26 protein-coding genes are annotated in these 26,738 nt (G+C 43.4%); 14 read left to right on the top strand and 12 right to left on the bottom strand.

Annotation, left to right across the window (positions count from 1 at the left end):
* Positions 1-30: 30 nt before the first annotated feature.
* From MSBR3_RS19615 to ftsY, 6 genes are all read left to right on the top strand, one after another.
* Entirely contained in the window at positions 31-186 is a 156-nt protein-coding gene (locus tag MSBR3_RS19615; protein WP_080942342.1) for a 50S ribosomal protein L39e, read from the top strand.
* A gap of 18 nt (positions 187-204) precedes the next feature.
* The gene (locus MSBR3_RS16060; protein WP_048109170.1) at positions 205-474 is read left to right on the top strand and encodes a 50S ribosomal protein L31e; all 270 of its coding nucleotides are present in this window, start codon (positions 205-207) and stop codon (positions 472-474) included.
* A 32-nt stretch (positions 475-506) separates the two neighbouring features.
* Positions 507-1,166 carry a translation initiation factor IF-6 gene (locus tag MSBR3_RS16065; protein WP_048109171.1) on the top strand — a complete coding sequence of 220 codons (660 nt, stop codon included), beginning with the start codon at positions 507-509 and terminating at the stop codon, positions 1,164-1,166.
* Between the two features lie 49 nt (positions 1,167-1,215).
* A complete protein-coding gene (rpl18a, locus tag MSBR3_RS16070; protein WP_048109172.1) occupies positions 1,216-1,392 on the top strand; it encodes a 50S ribosomal protein L18Ae in 177 nt (58 codons plus the stop codon).
* Positions 1,393-1,397: 5 nt separating this feature from the next.
* Entirely contained in the window at positions 1,398-1,832 is a 435-nt protein-coding gene (pfdA, locus tag MSBR3_RS16075; RefSeq protein WP_048109173.1) for a prefoldin subunit alpha, read from the top strand.
* 109 nt (positions 1,833-1,941) lie between these two features.
* The gene (ftsY, locus tag MSBR3_RS16080) at positions 1,942-3,183 is read left to right on the top strand and encodes a signal recognition particle-docking protein FtsY (protein ID WP_048109174.1); all 1,242 of its coding nucleotides are present in this window, start codon (positions 1,942-1,944) and stop codon (positions 3,181-3,183) included.
* Between the two features lie 482 nt (positions 3,184-3,665).
* Here ftsY and MSBR3_RS16085 read toward each other — a convergent pair whose 3' ends face one another.
* The 9 genes from MSBR3_RS16085 to MSBR3_RS16125 form a co-directional block, all read right to left on the bottom strand.
* Positions 3,666-4,814: an ABC transporter substrate-binding protein gene (locus MSBR3_RS16085; RefSeq protein ID WP_052723446.1), complete on the bottom strand. Its 1,149-nt coding sequence runs from the start codon at positions 4,812-4,814 to the stop codon at positions 3,666-3,668.
* A 136-nt stretch (positions 4,815-4,950) separates the two neighbouring features.
* Entirely contained in the window at positions 4,951-5,703 is a 753-nt protein-coding gene (locus tag MSBR3_RS16090; RefSeq protein ID WP_048109175.1) for a class I SAM-dependent methyltransferase, read from the bottom strand.
* A gap of 15 nt (positions 5,704-5,718) precedes the next feature.
* On the bottom strand, positions 5,719-6,498 hold the full coding sequence (locus MSBR3_RS16095) for a class I SAM-dependent methyltransferase (protein WP_048109176.1): 780 nt from the start codon (positions 6,496-6,498) through the stop codon (positions 5,719-5,721).
* A 2-nt stretch (positions 6,499-6,500) separates the two neighbouring features.
* Positions 6,501-7,298 (bottom strand): ABC transporter ATP-binding protein, encoded by a 798-nt coding sequence (locus MSBR3_RS16100; RefSeq protein WP_048109177.1) that lies wholly within the window; start codon positions 7,296-7,298, stop codon positions 6,501-6,503.
* The gene (locus tag MSBR3_RS16105) at positions 7,295-8,338 is read right to left on the bottom strand and encodes a FecCD family ABC transporter permease (protein WP_048109178.1); all 1,044 of its coding nucleotides are present in this window, start codon (positions 8,336-8,338) and stop codon (positions 7,295-7,297) included. Before MSBR3_RS16105 ends, MSBR3_RS16100 begins: the two co-directional genes overlap by 4 nt.
* 27 nt (positions 8,339-8,365) lie before the next feature.
* Complete coding sequence (locus MSBR3_RS16110) at positions 8,366-9,520, bottom strand: ABC transporter substrate-binding protein (protein WP_048109179.1); 1,155 nt, start codon at positions 9,518-9,520, stop codon at positions 8,366-8,368.
* Between the two features lie 37 nt (positions 9,521-9,557).
* A complete protein-coding gene (locus MSBR3_RS16115) occupies positions 9,558-10,712 on the bottom strand; it encodes an ABC transporter substrate-binding protein (protein ID WP_048109180.1) in 1,155 nt (384 codons plus the stop codon).
* Positions 10,713-11,007: 295 nt separating this feature from the next.
* Entirely contained in the window at positions 11,008-12,858 is a 1,851-nt protein-coding gene (locus tag MSBR3_RS16120) for an ABC transporter ATP-binding protein (protein ID WP_052723447.1), read from the bottom strand.
* Complete coding sequence (locus tag MSBR3_RS16125) at positions 12,855-14,666, bottom strand: ABC transporter ATP-binding protein/permease (RefSeq protein WP_052723448.1); 1,812 nt, start codon at positions 14,664-14,666, stop codon at positions 12,855-12,857. The genes MSBR3_RS16120 and MSBR3_RS16125 overlap by 4 nt, the downstream gene beginning before the upstream one ends.
* Before the next feature lie 500 nt (positions 14,667-15,166).
* On the opposite strand from MSBR3_RS16125, the gene MSBR3_RS16130 reads away from it, so the two are divergent.
* The 7 genes from MSBR3_RS16130 (at position 15,167) to MSBR3_RS16160 (ending at position 22,194) form a co-directional block, all read left to right on the top strand.
* Positions 15,167-15,916: a class I SAM-dependent methyltransferase gene (locus tag MSBR3_RS16130; protein WP_048109181.1), complete on the top strand. Its 750-nt coding sequence runs from the start codon at positions 15,167-15,169 to the stop codon at positions 15,914-15,916.
* A gap of 278 nt (positions 15,917-16,194) precedes the next feature.
* A complete protein-coding gene (gene nikB / locus MSBR3_RS16135; RefSeq protein ID WP_048109182.1) occupies positions 16,195-17,124 on the top strand; it encodes a nickel ABC transporter permease in 930 nt (309 codons plus the stop codon).
* A gap of 11 nt (positions 17,125-17,135) precedes the next feature.
* Positions 17,136-18,005, top strand: a complete 870-nt coding sequence (nikC, locus tag MSBR3_RS16140; protein ID WP_048109183.1) for a nickel ABC transporter permease subunit NikC — start codon at positions 17,136-17,138, stop codon at positions 18,003-18,005.
* Positions 17,989-18,801, top strand: a complete 813-nt coding sequence (locus tag MSBR3_RS16145) for an ABC transporter ATP-binding protein (RefSeq protein WP_052723449.1) — start codon at positions 17,989-17,991, stop codon at positions 18,799-18,801. The genes nikC and MSBR3_RS16145 overlap by 17 nt, the downstream gene beginning before the upstream one ends.
* 11 nt (positions 18,802-18,812) lie before the next feature.
* Positions 18,813-19,781: an ABC transporter ATP-binding protein gene (locus MSBR3_RS16150; protein ID WP_048109184.1), complete on the top strand. Its 969-nt coding sequence runs from the start codon at positions 18,813-18,815 to the stop codon at positions 19,779-19,781.
* A gap of 26 nt (positions 19,782-19,807) precedes the next feature.
* On the top strand, positions 19,808-21,424 hold the full coding sequence (locus MSBR3_RS16155; protein ID WP_048109185.1) for a nickel ABC transporter substrate-binding protein: 1,617 nt from the start codon (positions 19,808-19,810) through the stop codon (positions 21,422-21,424).
* Positions 21,397-22,194: a class I SAM-dependent methyltransferase gene (locus MSBR3_RS16160; protein WP_048109186.1), complete on the top strand. Its 798-nt coding sequence runs from the start codon at positions 21,397-21,399 to the stop codon at positions 22,192-22,194. The genes MSBR3_RS16155 and MSBR3_RS16160 overlap by 28 nt, the downstream gene beginning before the upstream one ends.
* 613 nt (positions 22,195-22,807) lie before the next feature.
* Here MSBR3_RS16160 and MSBR3_RS16165 read toward each other — a convergent pair.
* The 3 genes from MSBR3_RS16165 to MSBR3_RS16175 all read right to left on the bottom strand — a co-directional run bounded on the left by MSBR3_RS16165 (position 22,808) and on the right by MSBR3_RS16175 (position 25,407).
* A complete protein-coding gene (locus tag MSBR3_RS16165) occupies positions 22,808-22,993 on the bottom strand; it encodes a PspC domain-containing protein (protein WP_048109187.1) in 186 nt (61 codons plus the stop codon).
* 303 nt (positions 22,994-23,296) lie between these two features.
* Complete coding sequence (locus tag MSBR3_RS16170; RefSeq protein WP_048109188.1) at positions 23,297-24,388, bottom strand: transglutaminase-like domain-containing protein; 1,092 nt, start codon at positions 24,386-24,388, stop codon at positions 23,297-23,299.
* A 35-nt stretch (positions 24,389-24,423) separates the two neighbouring features.
* Positions 24,424-25,407, bottom strand: coding sequence for a YbgA family protein (locus MSBR3_RS16175; RefSeq protein ID WP_048109189.1), 984 nt, complete (start codon positions 25,405-25,407; stop codon positions 24,424-24,426).
* A gap of 440 nt (positions 25,408-25,847) precedes the next feature.
* On the opposite strand from MSBR3_RS16175, the gene MSBR3_RS16180 reads away from it, so the two are divergent.
* Positions 25,848-26,537, top strand: a complete 690-nt coding sequence (locus MSBR3_RS16180; RefSeq protein ID WP_080942444.1) for a peroxiredoxin — start codon at positions 25,848-25,850, stop codon at positions 26,535-26,537.
* Positions 26,538-26,738: the final 201 nt, after the last annotated feature.

Here is a 26,738-nt window from a genome sequence, read left to right on the forward strand (position 1 = left end):
AGTTATTTCAGGTCAACAGGTGTGATCCACTTGAGTCATAACATGAAAGGACAGAAAATACGCCTTGCAAAGGCACACAAACAGAACACACGTATTCCAGTGTGGGTTATTGTGAAAACTAATCGGAAGGTTGTGAGTCATCCCAGACGCAGGCACTGGAGAAGAAGAAGCCTGGATGTGAAGTAAGCGAGGAAGGTGGGAAAAATGGCTGACGACATGGTAAATGAGCAGATATATACTATCCCTCTAAGGACAGTAAGGAAAGTCCCTGCATGGAAAAGAGCAAACAGAGCAGTCACTGAAGTAAGAGGTTTTCTTGTAAAGCACATGAAAGTTGATTCTGTGCAGGTCAAACTGGACAAATCAATCAATGAACGCCTCTGGGAAAAAGGCTGTGAAAAACCTCCTCTCTCCATCCGGGTCAGGGCTGTAAAATTCGCAGATGGCGAGGTACAGGCAGAACTCGCCCAGTAAAATATACCAGAAGACGTGAAGCTTCAAAGAATATGATTCGAACAGTGGATATATACGACACCCCAATGATCGGGGTCTTTGCAACCTGCACAGAAGATGTTGTTCTTGTTCCAACCGGAACAAAGCCCGAAACCTGTGCCGTACTTGAGGATTCGCTCGGTGCAAAGGTCATTGAGACTCTTGTAAACGGAAGCGTTGTTGTCGGAGCCCTCTCAAGAGGAAACTCAAACGGCTTCCTTTTTTCACACGGGACCGATGTCAGGGAAATAGAGGAACTGACAGGAGTTAAGGCTGATATCCTTCCGGGTAGGCTTAATGCAGTCGGGAACATCGTACTTGCAAACGACTCCGCGGCTCTTGTCCACCCAGAACTATCAGACAGGGCTATTGAAGCAATTGCCAGTATCCTCAAAGTCGAAGTTTACAGGGGAACAATTGCCGGGATAAAGAACGTAGGGATGGCAGGAGTTGTCACCAACAAAGGGCTTCTGGTGCACCCGAAAGTGACAGCATCGGAAAGAGAAATTCTGGAAAAGATCTTCGAGCTTCCTGTAAACATAGGAACTACGAACTTTGGGACTCAGATGCTCGGCTCAGGCCTGCTTGCGAACTCAAAGAGTTATCTGGCAGGTTCAGACACTACAGGCCCCGAACTTGGAAGAATTGAAGAAGCCCTTGGATTCTTAGATTGATATTAATCCACCTGTTTCATAAAAAGTTACAGCAAGAGTGGTGACCAAGATGAAGAACTTTATTGTTAAAGGTAAATTTAAAGCAGGAAATTCCTGGGAAAAATTCACAAAGCAAATCGAAAGTCAGAATGAAAAGAACGCAACTGATAAGGTCTATTCTGTCTTCGGAAGCAAGCATGGGATTAAGAGAAGCCAGATCCAGATCGAAAGCATTGCTGAGGAGTGAAGGATATGGTAGAAGTCAGTGAAGAAGATATGAGAAATCTGGCAGCCAGGCACCAGGAGTTCCAGAGGCAGGCCGAAGGCTTAAGACAGCAGATGAACATGGTCCAGGCTTCCATTACAAGCTGCGACCAGACAATTGTAACCATCAACGAGCTTAAAACCGTTTCAGCTGAAGGTAAGATTACCGAAACGATGGTACCTGTTGGATTTGGTTCATTCGTTTACGCCGAAATAAAAAATGCAGACAAGGTTATTGTGGACCTTGGAGCAGGCTTTAGCGCAGAAGAGACCGCTGATGAGGCTATTGAAACCCTGAAACGCCGTAAAGAGCAGCTTACGAAAATTCTCGAACAGATGAATGCTTCACTGACTAAATATATACAGGGCATGCAGGCTCTGGAATCTGAAGCTGCAAAGCTTCAGCAACCCGACCAGGCCTGAAAAACCTGTCTTAGAAACAAAAGATGGAACTCAAAGCTGCGTTTGAGAAAGAACTTTTTATTTTGACTTAACTACTATTTTTTATTGACTTTTTTTGGAATGGGATCCTATGTTCAACAAATTTAAAGAGAAACTGGGGAATTTTAAAAAGGCGCTCAGCAAAACTATTGATGATAAAGCAGTAGATATCGAACCTGTGGTTGAGCCTGTACCTGAGACTGAAGAAGGTTTTGAAGAGGATATTGAGCCCATTCCTGAGGAAGAAGCTCTTGAAATGCTGACTGAAAAAGAAAGTTACGAAGCCGAGCCTGTAACGGTTGCTCCTGCAACTGTTGAGACAGAAGATAGAAAAAAGGCTGAGTACAGGAAAAAACTGGAAAATAGAAAAAAGGCGATCGAGAGCAAAACCGAAGAAGAAAACATACCTGAAGAAAAAAAGTCCTTTTTCAAAAAATTTTCAAATATAGGATTTACAAAGAAAGCAAAAGCCCTGGTCCTTAATAGAGAAGTTTATCTGGATAGTAAAGACCTGGAAGAACCTCTCTGGGAACTTGAAATGGGGCTTCTTGAAAGTGACCTTGCCCTATCGGTTTCCGAGGCAATTGTGGAATCAGTTAAAAAACAACTCACAGGTACTACAAAGCGCATTGGCAGCAATACCGGAGAGATTGTAGAGGAAGCCCTGAAAAAAGCCATCCTGGATGTAGTGTCTGCTAATACTTTTGATTTTGATGAGTATGTAAAAGACAAAGAAAAACCTGTCCATATTGTTTTTGTCGGAATTAACGGGACAGGAAAGACGACATCAATTGCAAAAATGACACACAGACTGCTCAAATCAGATTATTCCGTAGTCCTCGCTGCAGGAGACACTTTCAGAGCAGGTGCAATCGACCAGCTTGGGATCCATGCCGACAGGCTAGGAGTAAAAATGATAAAACATCAGCCTGGTGCTGATCCTGCTGCAGTTATTTACGATGCCGTGCAGTATGCCAAAGGTCATAAAATTGATTTTATACTTTCCGACACTGCAGGCCGAATGCATACCAACCTTAACCTTATGTCACAGATGGAAAAGATCTGCAGGGTAAGCACTCCTGACCTTATAATTTTCGTAGATGAGGCCGTGGCAGGGAATGATGCCGTTGAAAGAGCTGCACAGTTTAATGACGCCGTGCCAATCGACGGGTCCATCCTGACAAAAATCGACGCCGATGCCAAAGGGGGAGCTGCAATATCCATTGCCTATATCACAGGCAAACCCATTCTCTTTTTCGGAATAGGGCAGGGTTATGAAGATTTAAAAAAGTTCGATCCCGAATGGTTTATAGGCCAACTTTTTAACCAGTAAATCACTTCAATGTGGAGTTATTGACTGATAAAGAATTTCCTATATTAAAGATGTGCAGGCGAATACTGCTGCAAGAACGGCGTATGTTCACGCCAGCACAACTTTACTGTTCTGAAATCATCATCGGCTAAGGAATTTTCTTGCCTGAAAGCTAGCGATTTTGCTTATACCCATAATGACCATAATACCATAGTTATTACTCTGTGAAAGATTTGCAAAATCACTTTTCCGTTTCCATAATTGCTTTTTAGGCAATATACCGAACTTTTTCTGTAAATTCAGAGTCGAATTTTTGTATACTGATCATAATTCAATTCTCTTGACATTGGATTCTCCAACTGCCAACTTATTAAGATTTATGATTTTCAGAAAAACTGGCACACTGCCCGTTTTTTTGAGTTTAACAGGACGACCTGTGTATTATCTTCAATTCCAAGTGTAAAGGGAATTTGCAGGTTATCCAGTTATATATGTTTTCGAGATTATGACTCTTTTAATTCAAGTATCCAGGTTCCACTATAATCAATGGGCATAAACTTCTCATGGTATTCTTTTATTCCGGCTTCCGGGTTTATATCCTTAAAATCTTCTGGATAGAACCATTTGGCGAAAGCCTGCAAGGCAGCATAATTATAGATTCTGAAGCAACACCCATGGAAGACCCCATATACGTTCTCATTCTGCACGGCCTTCAGTGTGTTCCACCCAGGGCGATTTAGATATCCTTTAAGTAACTCTCTGGAATCGTCTTCTTTAGTATAGTACCCCAACCTCAGAGAACTGGGAGCTGCTGGCCAGTTGGCACCGCTAATAATTATAATATCTGGATCTTTGTCTAATAAAAATTCGGGATTAATAGTAGGCATCTGCTCAGAAAAATTTCCAGCGATATTACTTCCACCAGATCTATTAATAAGCTCGCCCCACCCAACGTTGCTATAGCTATTCCCGTAGGTATCTGAACCTTTCCAACCACATTCAACATAGACTGTTGGCTTTTGCCTGGTAATTTTTGCGATTCGTGAGTAGACTATATTTGTTTGGTCATTATAGAAATCTGCTATTTCATTTGCCCTTTTTTCTTTTCCCAGTAGTTTACCCATCAAAATTACACTTTTTGGCGGATTATCAAGGGGTTTAGCCCAAAAATCAATTACTATTACCGGTATTCCAGCTTGTTCGAGTCTTTCAATATCGTCTTTAGCTTTTTCATAATCCCAGAGAGGAATAGTGAATAAGTCAGGATTTAGCGAAACCACTTTTTCCACACTAAAAGTACCTTTAGAGAAAGAGCCAACATCAGGGATATTTTCTATTTCAGGATATTTTTCCTTAAATTTATCATAGGTATCTTTATCAGTATCTTTTAAATCAGGACCCCACCCAACTATTTTTTTGGAAAAGTTTTCTCCTTCGATAGCAGCAAATTCGTGAAGGTCTCTTGAACTGCCTAGAACTACTCTTTCAGCTGGCACTTTAAGAGATACAGTTCTTCCCGCTAAATCTGTCACAGTTATCGTATTATTTTCTGTCGGTTTCTTGGGAAAATCAGATAATAAAAATAAACCGGCAACTAACATAACAAAAATTATGAAAGTTATAGCGATTACAATTGAATTATTTTTATTCATATCTGTACCTCTTGCCTGCTCCAGGTATAAGTTTCAATTGTATCAACATTTAGTTATTATGTAATATACTGTTTGAATTTTTTGGTTTTTCTCTTTATTTTTATCATAATGCTTATTCGCCAATTTGTTCTGAAAATTATTTCAGGCCATAGACCACGTAATACTCATACTTGTAGGCAATTTTATATCTGAGCGGCATATGTTTTTTCTGGATTCGCACCAGGTCGTCCAGTCCTATTGACCGCACGTCTTTAAGCCCGGCTTTTTCCATGTATTTCCTTGTCTTATCCAGGGATACTCCTTTTGCGTTGGGCAGGATAGCGTTTACTTCCGCAGTATAACTGTCTTTGGAAATATCGTTCTTTTCGACTATACGTATCATAACCTCACCGATCTTCCTTTTCAGGTGTGTCTCAAGGCGGCCGTCATCCCATAAGCAGTCTATGACGACTACTTTTCCCCCTGGCTTAAGCACCTTTCTCCAGCTTTTAAGGGCTTTTTCAGGATTCGGCAGCGTCCAGAGTACGTGCCGGGTCACGACTGCATCGAACTTCCCTTCGTTAAACGGAGGATTTTCCGCATCACCTATCCTGAATTCTATGCCTCTAAGAGACTTGGATTTCGCTACAGAGAGCATTTTCTCGGATAAGTCTATACCCGTCACCTTATGCCCCATATCCGCCAGTATCCTGCTCATCTCGCCCGTACCGCAGCCGACATCAAGAACATTTAGATTTTCCCCTGGGATTACCTGTCTGAAAAGAGCTTTCCAGGCTGCTGCCTCTTCGTCGCTCTTCACCCCGTGGCCATGATATGTATCGTAGCGCTGCGATGAATAATCCCATCGCTTCGTGATCTCTCCCTTGATCTTATTTTCATTAATTGACATAAAATACCTCGAAGTTTACTTATTTTTGACCGCAGTACCATGAACCATAAAAATGGGGTGATCATTGGCGTACTTTAAGTACCATGGTAATCTTTTCCGCTGTATATCCCGAATTATTTTCAAATCAGTAACTGAGATATCCACTAAGCCGGCCTTAGACACGTATTCCACGACCTGCTCTTTATCGACCCCATGAGGGTTGGGAAGGCTAATATTGATATCTTTCTTATAATCATAGGTGAAGGGATTTTTTCCGTATTTTATAAATCTGTAAATGTGGTAATTCGCTGCGGATATACAGGGAAGTAGACCTTTTGTGACCCACTTGCCGTCAATAATGACAATCCTGCCTCCTGGCTTTACGACTCTGACCCATTCTTTTACCGCTTTTTCCGGGTGAGGCATAGTCCAGAGTACGTACCTGGCCGTGATGAAATCAAAAGTATCGTCCTCGAAGCTAAGGTTCTCAACATCCATTTCCATAAACCGGATATCCGCTCCCTTTGCCAGGGCTTTCTTCCGGGCTATGTCCATCATTCCTTCACTAAAGTCTACCGCAGTTACGCTATGACCCAATTCTGCCAGGTACATGGCAATTATTCCGGTACCGCTGCCAACATCCAGGATATTTTTAGGGTTTGGGCCGATAGCTCCTGATAATATTTTTCTCCACATCTCGCTTTCCTCGGTCCCTCCACTCCCTGGAGCCGTATCGTAGAATTTGCTCCCATAATCCCAGTATTTCTTAACTCCTTCCTTGGTCCTGTCGAGTTTCAGTTTTCCCGATTCCGTCATAATCACCCCATTATGGCTTTTTTTATCCTGAATTTTCGCGTCGAATTGATTGGTATGACTTGCGGTATGCCCTCGCCGTCGAGCGTTACCCTCGCGTTGACCCCATACACTTTTCGAATCATCGCTTCGGTTATCACGGAAGCCGGGCTTCCCGATGCAACGACCTTACCTCCGTTCATCAATACGACATTGCCCGCATACCGGGCTGCCAGGTTGAGGTCGTGTAACGCCACTACAGTTGTCATTCCGTTATCTTCCGTGATGGTCTGAATCACGTCAAAAAGCTCGAGCTGTCTCTGGAGGTCAAGCGAGTTCGTTGGCTCGTCCATGAGGAGCACTTTGGGCTTTCGGATAATCGATTGGGCAATGGACACCATTTGCTTCTGCCCACCGCTGAGCTCGTTCATTGGACGCATCGCCAGTTCTTCAATCCCGAGCTTTTCAAGCGTGTCCATAGATGCAGACAGGTCCTCGTCATTTATCCTCCAGCCAAGCGAATTTATCCTTCCCAGCATTGTTGCCTCCAGCACAGTCATAACCGCACTTGTAGAGGATTCCTGAGGGAGGTAGCTAATGGTTTTTATGACCTCGTCCTTTCGATATTCCTTCAGGTCTTTTCCGTTGAAGATTATCGATCCTTCAGCTTTGAGTATCCCGCATATGCATTTTAGCAAAGTGGATTTTCCGACCGCATTCGGGCCTATGATCGCAGTGATCATTGGCTCGGCGACCATGTTTACGCTTTTTAATACCGGAGTGGAATTATATCCGAACTTGAGGTTTTTGATTTCCAGTTTCACCAGTATCCCCTCTTTTTATATAGAAGGAGCCAGACGAAAAACGGTATGCCGATAAGTGATGTGAGTATCCCTATTGGGAATATGATTCCGGGGACTACTACTTTGCTGAGGACCGATGCGGTGGAAAGTATAAACGCACCTGACAGAGCTGAAAAAGGTAAAAAATATCGATGATCCTCACCCACGAGCATACGTGCTATATGTGGTGCTACGAGACCGATGAACCCTATGGTGCCCACGAATGCCACTGCCGTGGACGTAAGAACCGAGACCAGGATCAACCCCTTTAGTCTCATCCTTTCGACGTTCACTCCAAGGCTTTTTGCCTTATCGTCGCCCAGCCTGAGAGCGGTGAGCTTCCAGACGTCTATGGCTAGCAGTGGTATGACCAGCAAAACGATTCCCACCGTGATGCCCAGAGTAGTCCATGTGGTCTTGGTCAGGCTGCCGAAGAGCCAGAAAACTATGGCCTGGACTTGCTCCGGATTTGCCGTATATTCAAGGAGCGCCAGCAGAGAGTCGAACAGGAACAACACAGCGATGCCGGTAAGCACTATGGTTTCGGAGGTGGCTCGCTTGAACCTGGCAATGCCATATATTGCCATGCAGCTGATTAACGAGAACACGAATGCATTGACCGGCACGAATAAAGTATCTGCAAAAGGCAGCACTCCCACACCGAACACAATAGCCATAGCGGCACCAAACCCGGCGGCTGCGGATATTCCAAGCGTATAAGGGCTGGCCAGGGGATTATCAAGGATAGTTTGCATGTTTGCGCCGGCAAGGCCTAAAGTTATTCCGGTCACAACCGCCATGAGGGCGACTGGTAAGCGGAAGGTCCAAACAATGACCTGAACCGATCTCTCACTGTAGGCAGGGAAGAATATCGTCGAAATGACCTCTTTTGCCGATAAAGAAGCCGGTCCTGTCATAATATCGAGGATAAAAGTGAGGAAGATCGCTACCAAAATAGAGAGGAGAAATAGATATTTCCTCCCAGTCATTTTTCTGTATGCCTCTTTTGATTTAACGTCCATCCTGAGCCCTACTTTTCAAGTCCGCTGTTAATAATAGCTGTACATGAACGTCCCGTCGTATTCAATAGGCATGAATTTTTCATGGTACTCCCGAATAGTAGCATTGGGGTCGATATCCTTGAATTGCTCAGGATAGAACCATTTCGCAAAAGCTTCCAGTGCCACGAAATTATAGATGCTGAAGCAGTATCCGTGATAAATGCCGTACACATTGCGGTTCTTGACAGCGTTGATCGTGTTCCATCCCGGACGTGCGACATATGCATCCACAGTACTCTTCGTATCTGCAGCAGTTGAGGTATACCCCATCCTGATCGATCCCGGTGTTGACCAGTTCCGGCCGGTCAATATGACGATATCCGGACTCTGGTTGACAAGGAATTCAGGGCTAATCGCTTTGCTGGTATTTCCTAATAAAGTCTCAGCAATGTTGTCTCCACCCGCTTTCTTTACAATAGATCCCCATCCGACATCTCCCTCGGTTATCCCGTATGTCTCCGGGCCATTGTATCCTGTCTCTATATATACACCGGGCTTCGGTCCGACATTTTTCGCCAGGCGTGAATAAACCGTGTTTACATGCTGGTCATAAAAGTCGACGATTTCCTTCGACCTCTGTTCTTTCCCAAGTATCTGACCAAGCAGCAGCATACTTTTTGTGGAGTTGACCATAGGATCCATGTAGAAATCCACGAAAACAACCGGGATGCCTGCCTGTTCCAGCCTGGCCAGGGCTTCTTTCGTAGCGTCTCCGCTCCACATAAATTCCCAGTTATGCATAATGACAACATCAGGGTTTAACGCAATCACCTTTTCAACACTGAATGTATTGTCATCGAGGGAACCTACATTTGGGATATCGGCCAGCTCTGGATATTTCTCCACAAATTTTACGTATCCGTCACCGGCATTGTCCTTGAAGTCATTATCCCATCCTACGATCTTGTCAACAATTCCGGCTCCATCTATAGCAGCCAGTTCATGTGTTTTCGAGGATTCCATCAGGACAATTCGTTCAACAGGCGCTTTTACAGTAACCGATCTTCCCTCCATATCCGTAACGGTAATTGTCTTCGCCTGATCCCCTGTGACGCCTTTTGTGACACAGCCCGGAACGGTAAAAGCCATAAAGATAACTAATACGCTTGCCAGGATTGCCAATATAGTAAATCTTTCACGCACCCAATTCCTCCAGTATTTTTTATCTCAGCTCCCGACATCAATAATAGTTGTACACCAGCGTACCGCTATAATCTATAGGCATGAACTTCCTGTGATATTCCTTGAGCGTCTCAGCAGGGTCCACGTCCTTGAACTCTTCGGGGTAGAACCATTTGGCGAATGCTTCCAGTGCAACGAAGTTAAATATGTCCGTGCAATAGCCGTGGTATATGCCGTATACATTCTGATTCTCTACTGCATTTATCGTATCCCACCCCGGACGGTTGACGAATGGCGTCATCGTGCTTTTCGTTACATCAAGTGTAGAAGTATAGCCCATCCTGAGTGACCCTGGAGTAGACCAGTTCCTACCGGTCAATATGATAATATCCGGACTCTGGTTGACCAGATATTCCGAGCTAAGAACCTTACTTTTGTTGAGTAAAATCGGCTCTGCGATGTTGTCTCCACCCGCTTTCTTTACAATGGCTCCCCATGCCACGTCCCCGTAAGATATACCGTAAGTATCCGGGCCTTTATATGCGCATTCGATGTAAACGGTAGGTTTCTTTCCCTGTACTTTTTCCAGGCGAGAATATATGCTGTTGACCTTCTCATCATAATAATCAACTATCTCCTGTGCTCTCTGTTCTTTGCCCGTGATCTTTCCAAGCAACTGCATACTCTTTGTTGAGTTCGTCAGGGGATCCATGTAGAAGTCTAAAAATACTACGGGAATACCGGCCTGATCCAGCCTGGCCAGTGCCTCCTTTGTCGCTTCCCCGTCCCACATGAACTCCCAGTCGTGCATGATGACGACGTCAGGATTCAACGCGACTACTTTTTCAACATTAAAAGTATTATCATCCAGAGAACCTACATCAGGTATTTCGGCCATTGCCGGATATTTTTCCACATATTTTTCATATATGTCGCCGGAATTATCCCTGAGGTTATTATCCCAGCCAATAATCTTGCTATCAAAACCCTCACCATAGACCGATGAAAATTCGGCTGTGCACGTCGAGTCCATCAGTACAAGGCTCTCAACAGGATATTTTAATGTCACCGATCTTCCAGCCATGTCCGTAACGGTAATTGTTTTTGCCTGGTCTCCTGTGCCACCTTTCGTGACACAACCCGAAACTGAAAAAATCAAAAAAACGATCAATATGATCGTAAGTATAGGGATTGTTGTTAAATTATTGCGCATGTTGACCTCTACTATTCAAATTATATCGGGGCTGGACCACTATCAGATAAACCAAAAACGGGTTTATAATCAGGGTCCATCATCAGTTTTACAGTCATCGGTAATTTAGAGTTATATATTATCCAGTAGATTATTTAGTGTGCTAATAATTTTATAAATTGTGTTACGTGATATTCAGCATCAAATATTTCATATTAAAACGCGCTGAAATTTCAAAATAATATATTCTTCGTTCGCAATACTTTACGAACGAAGAACTGAAAGAAGGTCCGCTGCAGTCCAGAGAAATCCATGCCTATCTTAAGATGTGGCTCTCTGCACGGTCATCTTTGTGGTCGTCTGTGTGGTCCATCTGTGTGGTCTTGTGATCCATCTGTGTGATTATCTGTGCAGCCATTAGTCGGCCGAAAGCGCCATTAGCAGCGATCAGCTCGTCGAATGTGCCGTTTTCCTCGACTTTCCCATTTGCTAGCATTATCACTCTGTCTGCCGACCGAATCGTTGAAGGCCTATGTGCTACGATCAGCGTTGTGCGTCCTGCCGATATTTCCTTGATCGCTTTTCGGACATTGACCTCAGATTCGGTATCCAGGCTGGAGACCGCTTCATCCATGATCAGGATAGGGGCGTTTTTCAGAAATGCTCTGGCTATTGCAATTCTCTGGCGCTGGCCACCGGAAAGCGTCGTACCTCGCTCCCCCAGTACAGTGTCCCACTTATCAGGCAAAGCCTCTATGAAATCGAGAGCGAAGGCCCGACGAGCCGCTTCTCTTATTTCGGTTTCCGTAGCGTCGCTTCTACCAATGTGGATATTTTCCTTCACTGACATATTGAACAGGTAAACATCCTGAGGTACATAGGCAATCATATCCCTGAGGTACTCCTGGGGAAACTCGAGCAGGTCATGTCCGTCGATCCTCACCGAGCCTTCAGCAGGGTCCCATAGCCTGAGTAACAGATAAGTACAGGTTGACTTTCCCGCACCCGACGGTCCGACCAGCGCAACCGTCTCACCCGGTGATACCTTCAGGTTCACACCTTTCAGTACCTCGGGTAATTCTGGGCCATACCTGAACCGCACGTCTTCGAAGCAGACCTCTGGAATGATAGGCCCTTCTGGAGGAGCAGAAACCCGATCGACGACTGAAGGCTGAGTGTTCATGATGCCAAATACCCGGTCGGTTGCTGCCGCAGTCTGGCTGAGCTGTCTAGCGATGTTCAGCAAGTGCATAACTGGCGAGAATGCCATTGCGGTAAGAACTGCTGCCACAGGGTACAGTGCAACGTCCATGTAGCCCATGATAGAGAGCCAACCTCCCAGTGCTACGGTGACGACCATCCCTCCTGCCAGCAGCGCGTCGCCTGCCCCGCGTTCCATGCCGCTACGGCTCTCATAGGCTACATAAGTGTCAGAGTACTTTTGCTGACTGGCATCGAGACGGTTCATCGACATTTTTACGGCTCCGAAAGCCACAACTTCCCGCATTCCCTGGATGTAGTCTATAACATCCGCACTCATTGTCCCTGCTGATTCCCTATGGGCTTTACCCTGAGCTTCAGCCCGGCGAGCGAACCAGTCGGGAACCGTTATCGCGGCGATCAGAAACGGGGCAAGTGCTACCATCAGGCTCCAATGGATAAGCCCGAGGAAGATTAATGCCAGAGGCGTCACTACGATCGCCTGTAAAAACTCGGGCAGTGTGTGAGCAATGTATAGTTCCAGAAGGTTGACGTCAGAGAGGGCAGACCTGGCAAGGTCGCCGGAGCGTTGCTTGATCACGTATGCAGGAGCAAGCTCGTCCAGTTTTTGATATAATGCCTTGCGAATCTCAGCTAGAGACCGAAATGCGATAACATGAGACCAGTAAGTATTGAGGTTGGATAAACCGAATTGAGTAACAGTAAACAGGAGCAATAGCCCGATTGTTGGCCACAGGTCGATAACGGAGACTCCGGTGATTACAGACCCTACAAGATAAGCTCCTGTGATTGCCGACAGGATACCAAGCACCTGAATCACAATGCTGGCAATTTTCACTTTCCAGAGGGCCAGATGATAGCTGGTCAACAGCCGGTCAATAACCCTGACTTTTCGAAACACTTGCCCTACAGGCAGATCGAAGTGCGTGCTGTGTTCGTGGCTCATATGCATGCCTCCTCAGCCCTGACCAGAGCACTGTAATTTCCTTTATAGCCGACCAGTTCCGAATGCGTACCCGCTTCAGCCAGACAGCCTTTTTCCAGCACATAGATTCGGTCGGCATCTCTAGCTGCCAGAAGACGGTGCGAGATGATCAGGGTAGTCCTGTCACGGGCTAACCCGGCTATTGTTTCGCGAATCAATGCTTCATTAGCAACGTCTACACTGGATGTTGCCTCATCCAGAATGAGGATGGGAGCATCCTTCAGGAAAGCTCGGGCTATAGCAATGCGCTGTCGTTCTCCTCCGGATAACCGTACTCCTCTCTCGCCTATCAGGGTATCGTAGCCTTGCGGAAGAGCTGTTATGAACTTGTGCGCTGCAGCGGCCCGGGAAGCCTGCTCGAGTTCCTCCTGTGAGGCGGTTGGCTTTGCCATCAACAGATTCTCACGTACAGTGCCGTGGAACAGGAACGTGTCCTGGGACACAATCGAGTACATAGCATGTAATTCATCTGCCGGGATAAACCGGACATCTTCGCCACCTAATCGGACAAAACCAGCCTGAGGGTCGAAAAATCTCATTAGGAGGGCAGTTACGGTCGTTTTACCGCTTCCGGAACGGCCTACCAGCGCTACCTTCTCTCCAGGTCCGACCGAAAAAGAAAGATTGTCGATTGCAGGAGCGTCAGTTTTTCGGTATCTGAAAGTGACACCTTCAAAGGCAAAGGAGGGAGGAAAGGAGGTTATAGGAGTCCTGGTTGACGCTACTGCAAGCGGAACTGCTTCCAGTATATCCAGCACACCTTCGGCTGCTCCCATTCCGGTAAAGGAGAAATGTATAATCTGACCTAGGTCAGTAACCGGACGGAGTGCTTCTCTCACAAGCAGCAGCACGAAGAGCAGACCTTCTGCGGATATGGCACCTGCATCCATGCGGATAGCGCCAATAATGATAGCTACTGTACTGCAGACTGCAGCAACCAGCCCAGGAGGGATGCTCCACAGGATCTCATCCCGCAGAATACTGATCTCCGCATCATACAGGTCATTTGTCCGCTGGTAGAGGATCTCACCCTGCTTCTGGCTGGCATTGAAAGACTTCAACGTAACAATACCCTGGATATTATCCACGTACTCAGCGAACAGGCGAGGCATGGCGACAAACCAGATCCTTATTCCCTTTCCTACTCCCTTGTAGATGGCAATCGGCTGGATTAGCGCAGCAATCATCATAGCACCGATAACCAATCCGATAATTATGTCGACATGGAGCAGTATTGCCACAATCGAGACGCCGGCGACAATAGACACAATAACCTGGGGTAGGAAACGCCCGTAGTAATTCTGAAGAGCTTCGGCTCCATCGACAAGCGTAGCCTGTATAACGCCACTTTTCTGGGTAGAGACCCACCCAGGGCCAAGCTCGTACAACTTACGATACATTCGCCGTCGAAGAGACATGGCGATGCTGCTGGCAGTTTTGGCTGCGATACGATCGTTTTCCCGGATCATAGCCCATCGCAGGACTATGAGGAATGCCACGGCTGCAAAGTACAGTTCGGACTTACGGAGCGATGCTCCAGCGAACACCCCATTGAGTATGATGGCAATAAGCAGCCCCTGAACTATATAACTGAATGAAATGAGAAGGCCAAGAATGATAACGCTCCGTAGCTTGCCATACTCTCCGCGGCCGAGCTCAAGCACTCTGCGGTCGAACAGTTTCATTCTGTTCGCCCCTGTTGTGATCGAGAGCCCACGCTTTGACTCAACTCGGGTATACTCGTTGACGACATCTGTTTTTTTTGACATATGATCTCTCTGTTAATAATTGTAATTTATTATCAATTGATAAAATTTTATTCAATTTCCGGGTTGTTGCTTGCTTGAGAAAAGCCAATTCAACGAATTTTTTAATACATTTGCTATAAAGAATATATAAATAACTTATTAATTAACATTAATAACAATATTTATAACATATTAATTTACTTTAAATGAGATTAGTAATTAAAAATAATATAAATATCATTGTTGTTAAGAAAGATAATATTCATTAGTCAAATAAGAATGTATAAATATCAGGTCAAATAATATTAAAAAGATATAATAATAAAAATCAATTAAAAATGTGGTATATTTAATAAATATACTACAAAAAAGGTTAAAACGCCGACGACTGTTTTAAAAATAGAAATATGCTAATTGGAAAAATACGGAATTTTTCTAATGATGATGTCTGAAAAATAGCAATCCTATAAAGATTATCATGAATTTAGCCAAAAAATGTTGTACATTAGAGGGACAGTAAAATGAGTTTAAACATCCGCATTAAAAATTATTGGGAAGGCGAGGCGCAAGGTTACAGTGAATTTATTGACAATGAACTAAACGGCTTTGAGAGAAAAGCATGGTCCGATCTGGTACTGGAATACGCTCCCTTAAAAGATTCTCTTGACATACTGGATATTGGTACCGGACCGGGATTTTTTCCAATTGTCCTGTCACAGGGCGGACATAATGTTACCGGTATAGACTTAACAGAAAACATGATCGAGTTTGCACGTCTTAACCTTGCACGTGAAGGTGCCAGTGCAAAGTTGATGACTATGGACTGTCAGGACTTGAAATTCCCAGATAATAGTTTTGATCTGTTAGTTTGCCGTAATCTCACGTGGACACTTGACGACCCTGCCAGAGCATATCAAGAATGGCACCGCGTCCTAAGACCCGGTGGGAGGATTCTTGTCTTCGATGCTTGCTGGTATCTGCACCTGTTTGATGAAAATATGAAAATAGCCTATGAGAAAAAGGAAAAAGAGACCCTTATGAAATACGGGTACCCGGTGCACCGTCACAAGGACGAGGCCGAAGGCGAAGCACTTAGCAGGAAGCTTTTTATGAGTGATAAAGTCAGGCCGCAGTGGGATCTGGATATAATGCTTAAAATCGGATTTTCAAAAGTATTTGCGGATACTTCGGTGGGTGAGCGGATACTCAATGAACAGCAGCAGGATATAAACAGTATGCATCCTCCGTTTTTAGTAGGAGGGGAAAAATAGAAAGGACACATTAAGTGTTGCGATTTGTGGCAAAATATTTACGGCTTTTACGGTTCCTTCACGGATCCTAAAAAAGATATAGAAGACGGAAACAATTGGTCTTTTGCCACAGCGTGCTGTTTTTAAAAAATGTTTGGTTATATAAGTTGCCACCTTTGACGAACTAATAAAGCAGCCAAAGCAGCCCGGTTTTTACAGGATCTTTAGTGAGTAACGACCACAAAAATAGACGCCAGTTTAAACGATGAGTAACATCACAGGCTACAGGAAGTGAAGTAATGCTTAAAGACATAGGTGAACGGCTATTCACACTGATTCCTGTACTGCTGGCTGTTTCATTAATAACTTTCGTCCTTGGCAGTATGTCTTCCGGCGATACGGCACGTACGCTAGCTGAAAAGAAATATGATAGGCCAACGTATGAGCAGATTGAGAAAATACGAACCGAAATGGGATTTGACCGGCCGGTGCTGGTCCAGTACGTAAGCTGGCTTGAAGATGCTCTGAGGGGTAATCTGGGCTTTTCTTATTCAAATGACAAACCGGTAGTTGACGAGATCGTTCAGTATTTTCCTAAAACATTACAGTTATCACTTCTAGCACTATTGTTTTTAATTATAATTTCATTTACTCTCGGAATATCATCGGCTGTGTTTTCCGGCTCTTGGATTGACAAGATTTCCAGAGTATACTGTTTTTGGAGTGTGTCAATGCCCGAGTTCTGGTTTGGACTCATCCTGCTGTATATTTTCGGCGCTCGCCTTGGACTGATATCAGTGCTTGGTGGAAACTCAATGAAATTTCCAATAATACCTGCTCTTACAATGTCTTTATGCAGTGGCGGGATTTATGTCAGACTTATTAGAACAAATATGGAGGAAGTGCTGAACAAAGGATATATCCGTGCAGCCAGAGCAAAAGGCGTTAGTGAATATAAAATTATAACAAAGCATGCTCTAAAAAACGCAATGCTTCCTGTAATCAACAAGCTTGGAATCGGATTTGGTTCTTTGTTAGCCGGATCTGCTATTATCGAATCAATATTTTCATGGAACGGGCTTGGAAATCTGGCGCTTGAATCTGTTAAACTCAAAGACTATCCTGTAGTCCAGGGGTATGTACTGTTTATGGCTGTTTTGATGGTGTTAATTAACCTGACTGTAGATATCATATGCGGTATCATTGATCCGCGTCTTAAAAACGTATAAGAGGGAGTACGATGCAGGTCAAAACTCAAGCAGTAAAAAGATCGAATGCACGGTTTTGTTCATCCAATGGCATTATAAATCGTATATTTACGCAAAAAGCAGCGGTTTTCGGTTTATTAATAGTAGCTTTGATTATCCTCATTGCCATAGCTGCGTCTGTAATCGCTCCAAACGACCCGCTTAAGGTAAATATGTCAATGCGTCTAAAGGGCCCAAGTTCGTTATACTGGCTTGGAACCGACAATCTGGGTCGATGCATTGTATCTCGCCTGATTTGGGGAGCTCGGATGTCACTAATATACAGCATGTGCGTGCTGGGCCTTATGATGGCAATTGGCATTCCGATAGGGCTCCTTTCCGGGTATGCAGGCGGTCGCATAGATACATTTATTATGCGGACTATTGACATATTTTTATCACTTCCTACTTTTCTGATGGCATTAGCTATCGCAGGTATGCTGGAACCCAGTGTGAAAAATATGATTATAGCCATGGCCAGCGTGTGGTGGGCACCTTATGCAAGAATAATACGCGGTATGGCAATGCAAACAAAACAGCAGGATTTTATGCTTGCAGCAAAAGCAGCCGCCTGTACTCATACCCAAATTGTTTTTCGTCACATCCTTCGCAATATCGCACCGCCAATTATTGTAATGGCTACACTCGAAATCGGTTCGATTATACTGGCTATCGCGTCGTTTTCTTTTATAGGGCTAGGTGCGCAGCCGCCTACGCCCGAGTGGGGCATTATGCTTAGTGACAGTAAAGAATTTATGCAGACACAGCCGCAGCTTATGGTTTATCCGGGAATTGCAATTATTGTTACAGTCATGGCATTTAATCTTCTGGGAGAAGGACTGAAAAATGCAATACAAAACTAACCAGGAAGTTCAGAGTGAAAACAAGGCACTAGAAATCCGAGGCCTTTCTCTTGACTACATTATGCCGGATCAAAGTATCCATGCTGTGGTAGATTTGAACCTTGTTGCAAGAACAGGAAAAATCACCGCACTTGTTGGGGAAAGCGGTAGTGGAAAATCCACTGTCGCACTCGCAGTAATGGGCATTCAGGATAAAAATGCTGTAATATCAAACGGTGAGATTTACCTGGCAGGGACGGATATACTCTCGATGCCCAAAAAAGGTCTGCGGTCTTATATATCGAACCACGCCGGCATTATTTTTCAGGACTCGATTGATTCGCTGAACCCGTTATTAACTGTTGGAGAACAGTTGGTGGAGGCAGTCCTGATACATGAAAAAATAACAAAAAAACAAGCTTTCACCATTGCACTCAATCAACTTCTGGCTGTCAGCCTTCCACAGCCTGAGGAATTGATGAAAAAATACCCTTTTATGTTGAGTGGAGGAATGTGTCAGCGCGTTATGATTGCCATTGCCAGCGTTTTCCGTCCAGCGCTTCTCATTGCAGATGAACCAACGACTGCTCTTGATGTAACTGTTCAGGCTCAAATCCTGCATCAATTGGATTCTATGCGGAAGAGGGAAGGAACTGCAATTCTGCTTATTACGCATGATTTGGGAGTAGTCGCAGAAATAGCAGACGATGTATGTGTCATGAAGGACGGATATATCGTAGAAAGCGGTACGGTAGACGACATATTTTCGAACCCGCAACATACGTATACACGCCAATTAGTGGCGGCTGCGCTTTAAGAGGTTTGGCCATGGAAGTAGTGTTGGCGGAAACCCTGAACATACGAAAAACCTACGAAAAACAAAACTTGTTTACAAAAGGGAGAGAGCAAGTTTCTGCCGTAAACGGCGTATCTCTTAAAATTCGGAAGGGACGTTCAGTAGGGCTTATAGGGGAGAGCGGAAGCGGAAAAAGCACGCTTGGCAGAATGATGGTCGGACTGGAAACTCCTACAGAAGGACAGGCACTGTTCCAGGGACAGTCAATATCAAATATTTCCCTTAGAAAAATGCGCCCACTGAGACGTAATATCCAGATGATCTTTCAAAATAGCAGCAGTGTTTTCGATACGTCCTATACCGTAGGCGAAAGTATTGCTGAGGTCATTAAAAACAGCGAGAAAGTATCAAAAAAAGAGTGTTTAGAAAAAGTTGAGACAATATTGGAACAGGTCGGTCTGGATGCCTTATACGCTCAACGGTATCCAAAGGAGTTGAGCGGAGGACAACGCCAGCGTGCCAATATTGCACGTGCGCTTGTTCTTCACCCGGAGTTTGTTGTTTGCGACGAGCCCGTTTCCAGCCTTGATTATTCATTGCGCAAACAAATTCTGACTTTACTTAATGATTTACGAAATAAATTCGGTTTAACCTATTTATTCATCACCCACGACCTCAACTGTGTGCCTTATGTCTGCGATATTATGGCCATTATGTATGCGGGTAAGATAGTGGAGCAAATCGATTTAAAGAAGAACTCGATGCAGAACGCACTTCACCCGTACACCAACCTGCTGTTTTCATGTATACCGGCAAGGGTGCCTGCAGAACGGAAAAAATGCACAATGGAGAGCATAATTGATACGACAGTTATACCTGATTCAAAATACTGCTGTCGGTTCTTTCCACGCTGTCCTTGCTGTACGGAACGTTGCACCAGTGAAGAGCCGTTGCTAAAAGAGGTTGCAAGCGGTCATTTTGTAGCATGTCATATCGTATAAGCCATTGTAGAAAGGGAGAATGAAAAATGAAGAAAAAGTATATCTTGGCAGTTATTGCGTCAGCACTATCACTGGTGCTGTTGATGAGTGGATGCATTTCAAGTCAAGTATCAAACGATACGCAGAACGGAACTTCCGGTTCTTCAGCTACCACAGCCATTGACGATAGCAATCGGTCCGATTCCGTTACAATTATGGTCTCCGGCAAACTGAATCCGGAAGATGCAAGCCCGATAGAATCCAGCACGGAAATGTGCCTTTATGAAATGGTGTACGAGCCGCTGGTCAAGTACGGAAAAGACGGCGTGATTGAGCCTGGACTTGCTGAGAAATGGGAAATCAGCGATAACGGAACGCAATATACTTTCCATTTACGTAAAGATGTCAAATTTTCAGATGGTACCAACTTTAACGCAGACAGCGTGGTAAGCAGTGCAAAACACTGGGACCCAACGAAATTTTCCACGCCGCTTACAAATGTGGAGAAAGTAGATGACTATACAGTCAGGCTGACATTTAAAGAAAACTGCTATTCCGTATTAACCGAACTGACCTACCCACGGCCTTTCCGCATTGCTTCTGAGAATTCATTTGATACTAAAGGCAAGTTTGTAAAAATGATTGGCACAGGTGAGTGGATGGTGAAGAGCTATGTCCCTGAGGAAGAGGTAGTCATGGTGCCTAATCCGTATTACTACGGAACAAAACCGAATATTGAAAAGATAACCATCAGAAAAGTTACTGACGGCGAATCAAGAATTATGGCGCTTCAGAGCGGAGAGGCTGACCTTTCTCTTGCCGATCTGCCTTCCGAAAGCAAGTCAATCGTTGAATCATCAAAAAATCTTGACGTTAAAAATGCTAAAGGTACAATGGGATTTTTCCTTATGCTAAATCAGGAAAATACAGTACTGCAGGATGAAAATGTCCGTCTTGCGTTAAATTATGCAATAGACAAAGACAGCATTGTGAAAAATATATTCGGAGGCGACGCTGTTGCTGCAAAGGGCATTTTACCTGACACGGTACCGTATGTCACTGATGAAAACAGTAAAGGATACTCCTACAATCAGGAAAAAGCAAAAGAACTGCTAGCCAAATCGGGATATACGGATAGTGATGGGGATGGTATAGTTGATAAGAACGGTGTGCCTCTGTCCTTCAAGCTTGTTTTCCAGTCTGAGGAATATGCAAGCTGGAAATCCATGTGTGAGTACCTGCAGGCGGCTGCCAAAGAGGTCGGAATTGATATCCAGCTTGAACAACTGGACACTTCGGCTTACTATGACGCGATCTGGAAAAACCGTGATTTCGACATGATTATTTACCGCACATATGAAGATTCATGGAATCCTCACGGATTTTTGCGCTCCATGTTTTATCAGGCCGAAGGTAGCACGTCCGTGTGCTGGTATGACCCGCAGTTAAATACATATCTTGACGAGGTTATTAAAACGCAGGACGAGGCAACGCGCCAGGCAAAATATAACCAGATATTTGAGCTGATCAATGACAAAGCGCTTGTTGTTCCTCTGTGCTATCCCGATAAACAATATGCGTATAATGCCCGCTTGCAAAACGTGACAGTTGCACCGACAACCTATGAAGGTATAGAATGGCAGTTGATCACTATAGCAAAGTAAGAGGCAAAAGCATGTCGGGAACTCTATTTGAACATATTGAAAAAGCATGGTCTGCCGATGCAGGGGGATATGACCGGGCAATTCAAAAACAGCTAAGCAATAAAAAAGATGTGAAGCATTGGCAGGATGAACTTCAGCTGGTACTTGGTGAAAAACCATTACATGTACTTGATGTCGGGTGCGGACCGGGATTTTTTACAATCATGCTTGCCAGGCTAAAACATAATGTGACATCTGTTGATGGTGCTGAGGGAATGGTAAAGCGTGCCAGAATCAATATCAAAAAAGAGGCGGCAAATACAAAAATATATAAAAGTGACGCCGTGCTTTTGGATAAGGAGAAGGAAGGCAGCCTTGATGCCATAGTATCACGTGATGTTGTCTGGACACTCTATGACCCTGAGAAAGCTTTCATCAGGTGGAAAAATCTGCTGAAAACAGATGGTAAAATCGTCATTTATGACGGCGATTACAGGCGGGATCGGTCGTCTTTGCGTTATCATGTGTTGAAATTGAGCTCAGGTCTGATTACTCTCTTAATGGAGGGGAAACCTCGAAAAAAACAACAGCATAGTTCCGTAGGTAACGGATTTGAGCAACTGCCGATGATTCGGCACAAGCGACCGCAATATGATCAAGAACTGTTGCTGAAAGCAGGTTTTTCAAAAGTAGAGGTGACAAAGGACTGTTTCCGCAACAGTCCGTTACGTCTTGAGTTCTGGAGATATGGGTATCAAGGAAAAAAGTTCCGTGTAATTGCTTACAAGTAAGTAAGATGATAAATACGGGAGTACAAGGCTCTAATTATGAGAATAAAGATATAATTACGGGAAAAAATGTTATAATTACAGGAATAAAGACATAATTACGGGAAGACATGTTATAATTACGGGAATAAAGACATAATTACAAGAATAAAAGCTCAGATCATATAACTTTAGATAAAAAACTAAGTGTAAGTTTCATAATCCATAGAAATTACGCGCTTGAGAACCAAAATCAATTACAGTAAAGAATACGGATTAAAGTTATGTTTTATAAGGTTAATGATCTGATGCTATTGATTTTTCAGTTTAACTGTGTTAATCCGGTGATTTCACTATTTTTCTTTTCACCGAATTTTACATTTCGATCTCCATCTTTAGTTTTTTTCATTAAATTTCGTTGACTCAGGAATTATTGCCCTTTGAGTGATCATTCTTTTTACAAATACCCAAAAAACTCTCGTTTTTTGTTATTATTTCAATCACAACAAGATGTAGTCTGAAGCAGATTCCAATTAATGCAAAACTCAGACTGGAATGAGATTTTTTAGACTATATAAAAAAGATATTTGTAAAAAAATTTGAAATTTGTATTATTTAAAAATAAAACCGAAAGCCTTCAGGGCTCTTCAGGAATTATAATCCATGCAATTATGTACGCAACTAAACCGCTTCCCGCACCCACTATAGAAATGAGCAACCATAAAAGTCGTACAAGCGTAGGATCAACTTTAAAATATTCACCTATCCCACCACATACTCCTGCAATAATCCTGTTCTTCTTTGACCTATATAATTTATTCATTTGACCACCCCTAACTTCAAAATGCTTAACATACTACTATACTTATATTCGATTTATAAGTACAGCTTTTCGGTCAATCCTTTTAAAAGGATTGCAATTAATAAACTGCTGATATCCGATTTATAAGTAACTCGTAGTTAATAGATAACAGTGGATTAATAGTTAGTTGATTATAATTTTGTCCGAAATTTCCGCATGTTAATTTTATGTGGGATTTCCTTGTGTTTGAGGATAGAGTTAACTCTTAAAGTTAGTTTTTTATGGCAGGCCTTTTTCTTACAGGCCTGCCAAAAGTAAAGGTTCTCAGACCATGGCCCACTGACTGGTTATGTTTTCAGGCTCTATGTTCTCTCCAGATGCCTGCACGTATACCCTGAATTTTTCTCCTGAAGGAGCAGTAAGACCCTTTGCAGTGTAATTAAAAACTTCTTCAGGCTCAATCGTAATCGAAGAACTCTCAATTTCATCCCATAAAGAAAGTTTATCTTCAGCCTGAAGGGCAACGTAAACGGTTGTATTTTCAGCTCTCCTCGAACCCAGGTTTCTTACTGTTACATTAACATCGACAACTCCTTCTTTTTTTGAGCATGCACACTGGGCTTTGAAATCAAGCTTAATCATGGGCCTTCTGTAGACCGGGACAACATGTACAGGCTGGTTTGCATACACCTCCGGGATTTCGCCTATCTGCCAATCACTCCCTGTAGTCTCCAAATAATAGTAATTACTGCCTTCGTACTCGAAACTCCTTCCCTGCTGCCCTATATCAGATTTTATCCCGAGAGCCATATGTTCAGGGAGCTCTAAAAGTACAGCAGCGTAACCCATCTCCTGAAGAATTGCCACGGAGAGAATTGAGGTATCTTCACAATCTCCACCGTTCTCATAAAGAGTTTCATAAGGAAAACGAGGGTATTGGTCGTAACCCGAACTTTCAAGATCCGAGGTATACTTCAGCGATTGGACAAAAGAAATGCAGAGTCCTGGAATTTCACAGTTCTCAAGTCCGTGAGCTTTTGAGAGAGAAAATAAAGCCTCTGCAATGTCCTTAATTAACCGATCATCATATGGGTCTGAAGCAAACAGGTCGTAGTCCCTGTTTCGAGACCTTGATTTATATTTTTCATACAGTTCATTGTCAAGAGGCAGAGTAAGCTGCCAGTTGTAGCCTTCGTAATCCCAGGAGTAAGTTTGGGAAAACGTTCCGGGAGTTACTGACTCCTCAGTTATTGAGGCACTGTAAGGCTCGGAATTTACAATATCTACTCCTATCAGATTCTCCCCGGCATCGCCTATATAGGAATCTATGGAAGTTTCAGAGTCGGGCCAGGTTGAGATAAACTCGGCCAGATAAATGAGTAAGCAGAAACAAAACAAAGCGGTTAAGCTTTTCATAAATTATTCCCACCTAGAATTTCATAGATTACAGTTCATTTCCAGAGGTCTTCCCTCAGGTGGGATTCTGTAGAGTCTACTTCCATCAGTCCTTCTGGATAGGGCTCAAAAAAGGTCTGGTTCATAAGGTACTGGTCCTCAAAGCGTATAGCCCATGACCTGATGATATTAATTGCAGGGCAAAGAGAGGCTTTTCCGTTCCTGTACTTCTGGATCCAGTCAAAAAATAATGTTTTTTCCTGGCTTGAGAGCTTCTCTGAAAAATGTCCGAAGGCATGCATGAGTACATTAATAATTGAAGTGTACCTTGGAGGCCTGGAGAGGATACTGTAAAGATGCTTCTCGTACTCAGAAATCAGTTCTTTAAAATTTTTTCTTTCTTTATTTGCAACAATAGCTCCCAGTTTCTTGAGTTCCTCCTGGCCATATACCATGAGCAGATACTTATTTTCGGAATGGAAAGCGACAAGGTCTTTCATGCTGCCTTCTGATTTTACTTTTCGGAAAGCGGCAAGCATAAAGATTCTGGTCATGAAATGTTCTCTTATACGAGCGTTCCTTAGCCTTCCTTCATCCTCAACAGGAAGATAGGAAAACTCTTTCAGGACTGCCCTCCCGAAATACCCTGAAGTTTTCCCAACTACCGCTGATTTGAGCGAGGTGGTCGGATAAACTTTTACGTCCTTAATGCCGCAGGAAGGAGACCTGTATTTAAGAATAAACCCATCAATCTCTCCTGTGGAACCGAGAAAATCAGTGCAAAATGCCTTCATAGCCTCAGTTATATTCCTGCCACTTGCAGGCTGAATAAGCCGCTCTTCCCCGTTCTCGAGAACAATTCTTACCGGATCTCTTGGAACACCTAGCCCTATCTCCACTTCCGGGCAGACAGGCAGGAAATCAACATACTCCATGAGGTTCGCCACTATCGAACTGTTTATAATATTCCCATTGTATCGACAGTGATCAAACCCAAGGCACCTACTAACCACAACCTTTGGCCGAACAAACTCCCTCATTTTACCCCCTATGTAACAAAGGATTTTCCAGCATAAATTATTTTCTAAAAGAGAGTATTAAAACACTTATTTTTTAATATTAAGATGTGAGAATGTGTGAATCTTTCTAAAAAGACCTAAAAACACATACATTAAATAAATAAAGAGTTTCGGCAGAAAAGTGATTCTAAAATAAACGCTGTGCCTTATTTCAGAAAAAATAACATCCAGAAGATAATAAATTTTAAAGAAAATCTCCCTAACAAAATAAACTTCTTTTCCTTCCTCGTAACAGATATATAACAATGAAAATAACTATAAGATAATTTTGGGGACGGTTGAGGGAAGAAAAGGCTTTTAAGGGGAAAGCCTTCGAACTCGTATAAGGGGAAAGCCTTCTAAATTGAACTCAATTTTCGATCCCGAAAGGAAACTGTATGAGCTCAAAAATAGGTGAAAATATGGTAGAAGTTGAATATGAACAGATACGTATGCCTCTTATCGGAGATGATGCACCATCATTTACAGCAGTGACAACACAGGGACAAATCAATTTCCCCGAGGATTACAAAGGTAAGTGGGTTATTCTTTTCAGTCATCCTGCAGATTTCACACCAGTATGTACTACCGAATTCATGACTTTTGCCAGTATGCAGGAGGAATTCAGAGAGATGAACACTGAGCTTATAGGGCTTTCTATAGACAGTGTGTTCTCTCACATTGCCTGGCTTAAGAGAATAGAAGAGAAAATTGAATATAAAGGAATGAAAAACCTCGAGATCAAATTTCCGGTGATAGAAGACCTGAAGATGGATGTCGCAAAAAAATATGGTATGATCCAGCCAAAAGCCTCAACGACACAGGCTGTAAGAGCCGTATTTATTATTGATCCCGAGGCAAAAATCAGAACAATACTTTACTATCCGCAGTCAACAGGAAGGAATATGCAGGAGATCAAAAGGATTGTGACCGCCCTGCAGAAAAATACGGCGGAAAAAGTTGCAACTCCGGCTAACTGGCAGCCTGGAGACGATGTTATTATTCCAGCTCCCAATTCCATGGAAGCAGTAAAAGAAAGAATTGGTAAACCAGAAGAGAACATGTACTGTCTTGACTGGTTTTTGTGCTTTAAAAAAGATAGTAAAAAGTAACCAGTAAAATGTAACTAGTAAAATGTAACTAGTAAAATGTAACTAGTAAAATGTAACCTGAAGCATAAAAATCCACTTTACACTTTCTAATTTTTAATTTGAGGAGCCTCCAGAAAACCCAATCAAAGAGTCTTATTTTTAGAGAGGCCTCCATTTATCTTTTTCAAAAAGAATTAGGTAGTGGATTTGAATCATTGAAAA

Source organism: Methanosarcina barkeri 3 (assembly GCF_000970305.1).
GTDB classification, from domain to species: Archaea; Halobacteriota; Methanosarcinia; order Methanosarcinales; family Methanosarcinaceae; genus Methanosarcina; species Methanosarcina barkeri_A.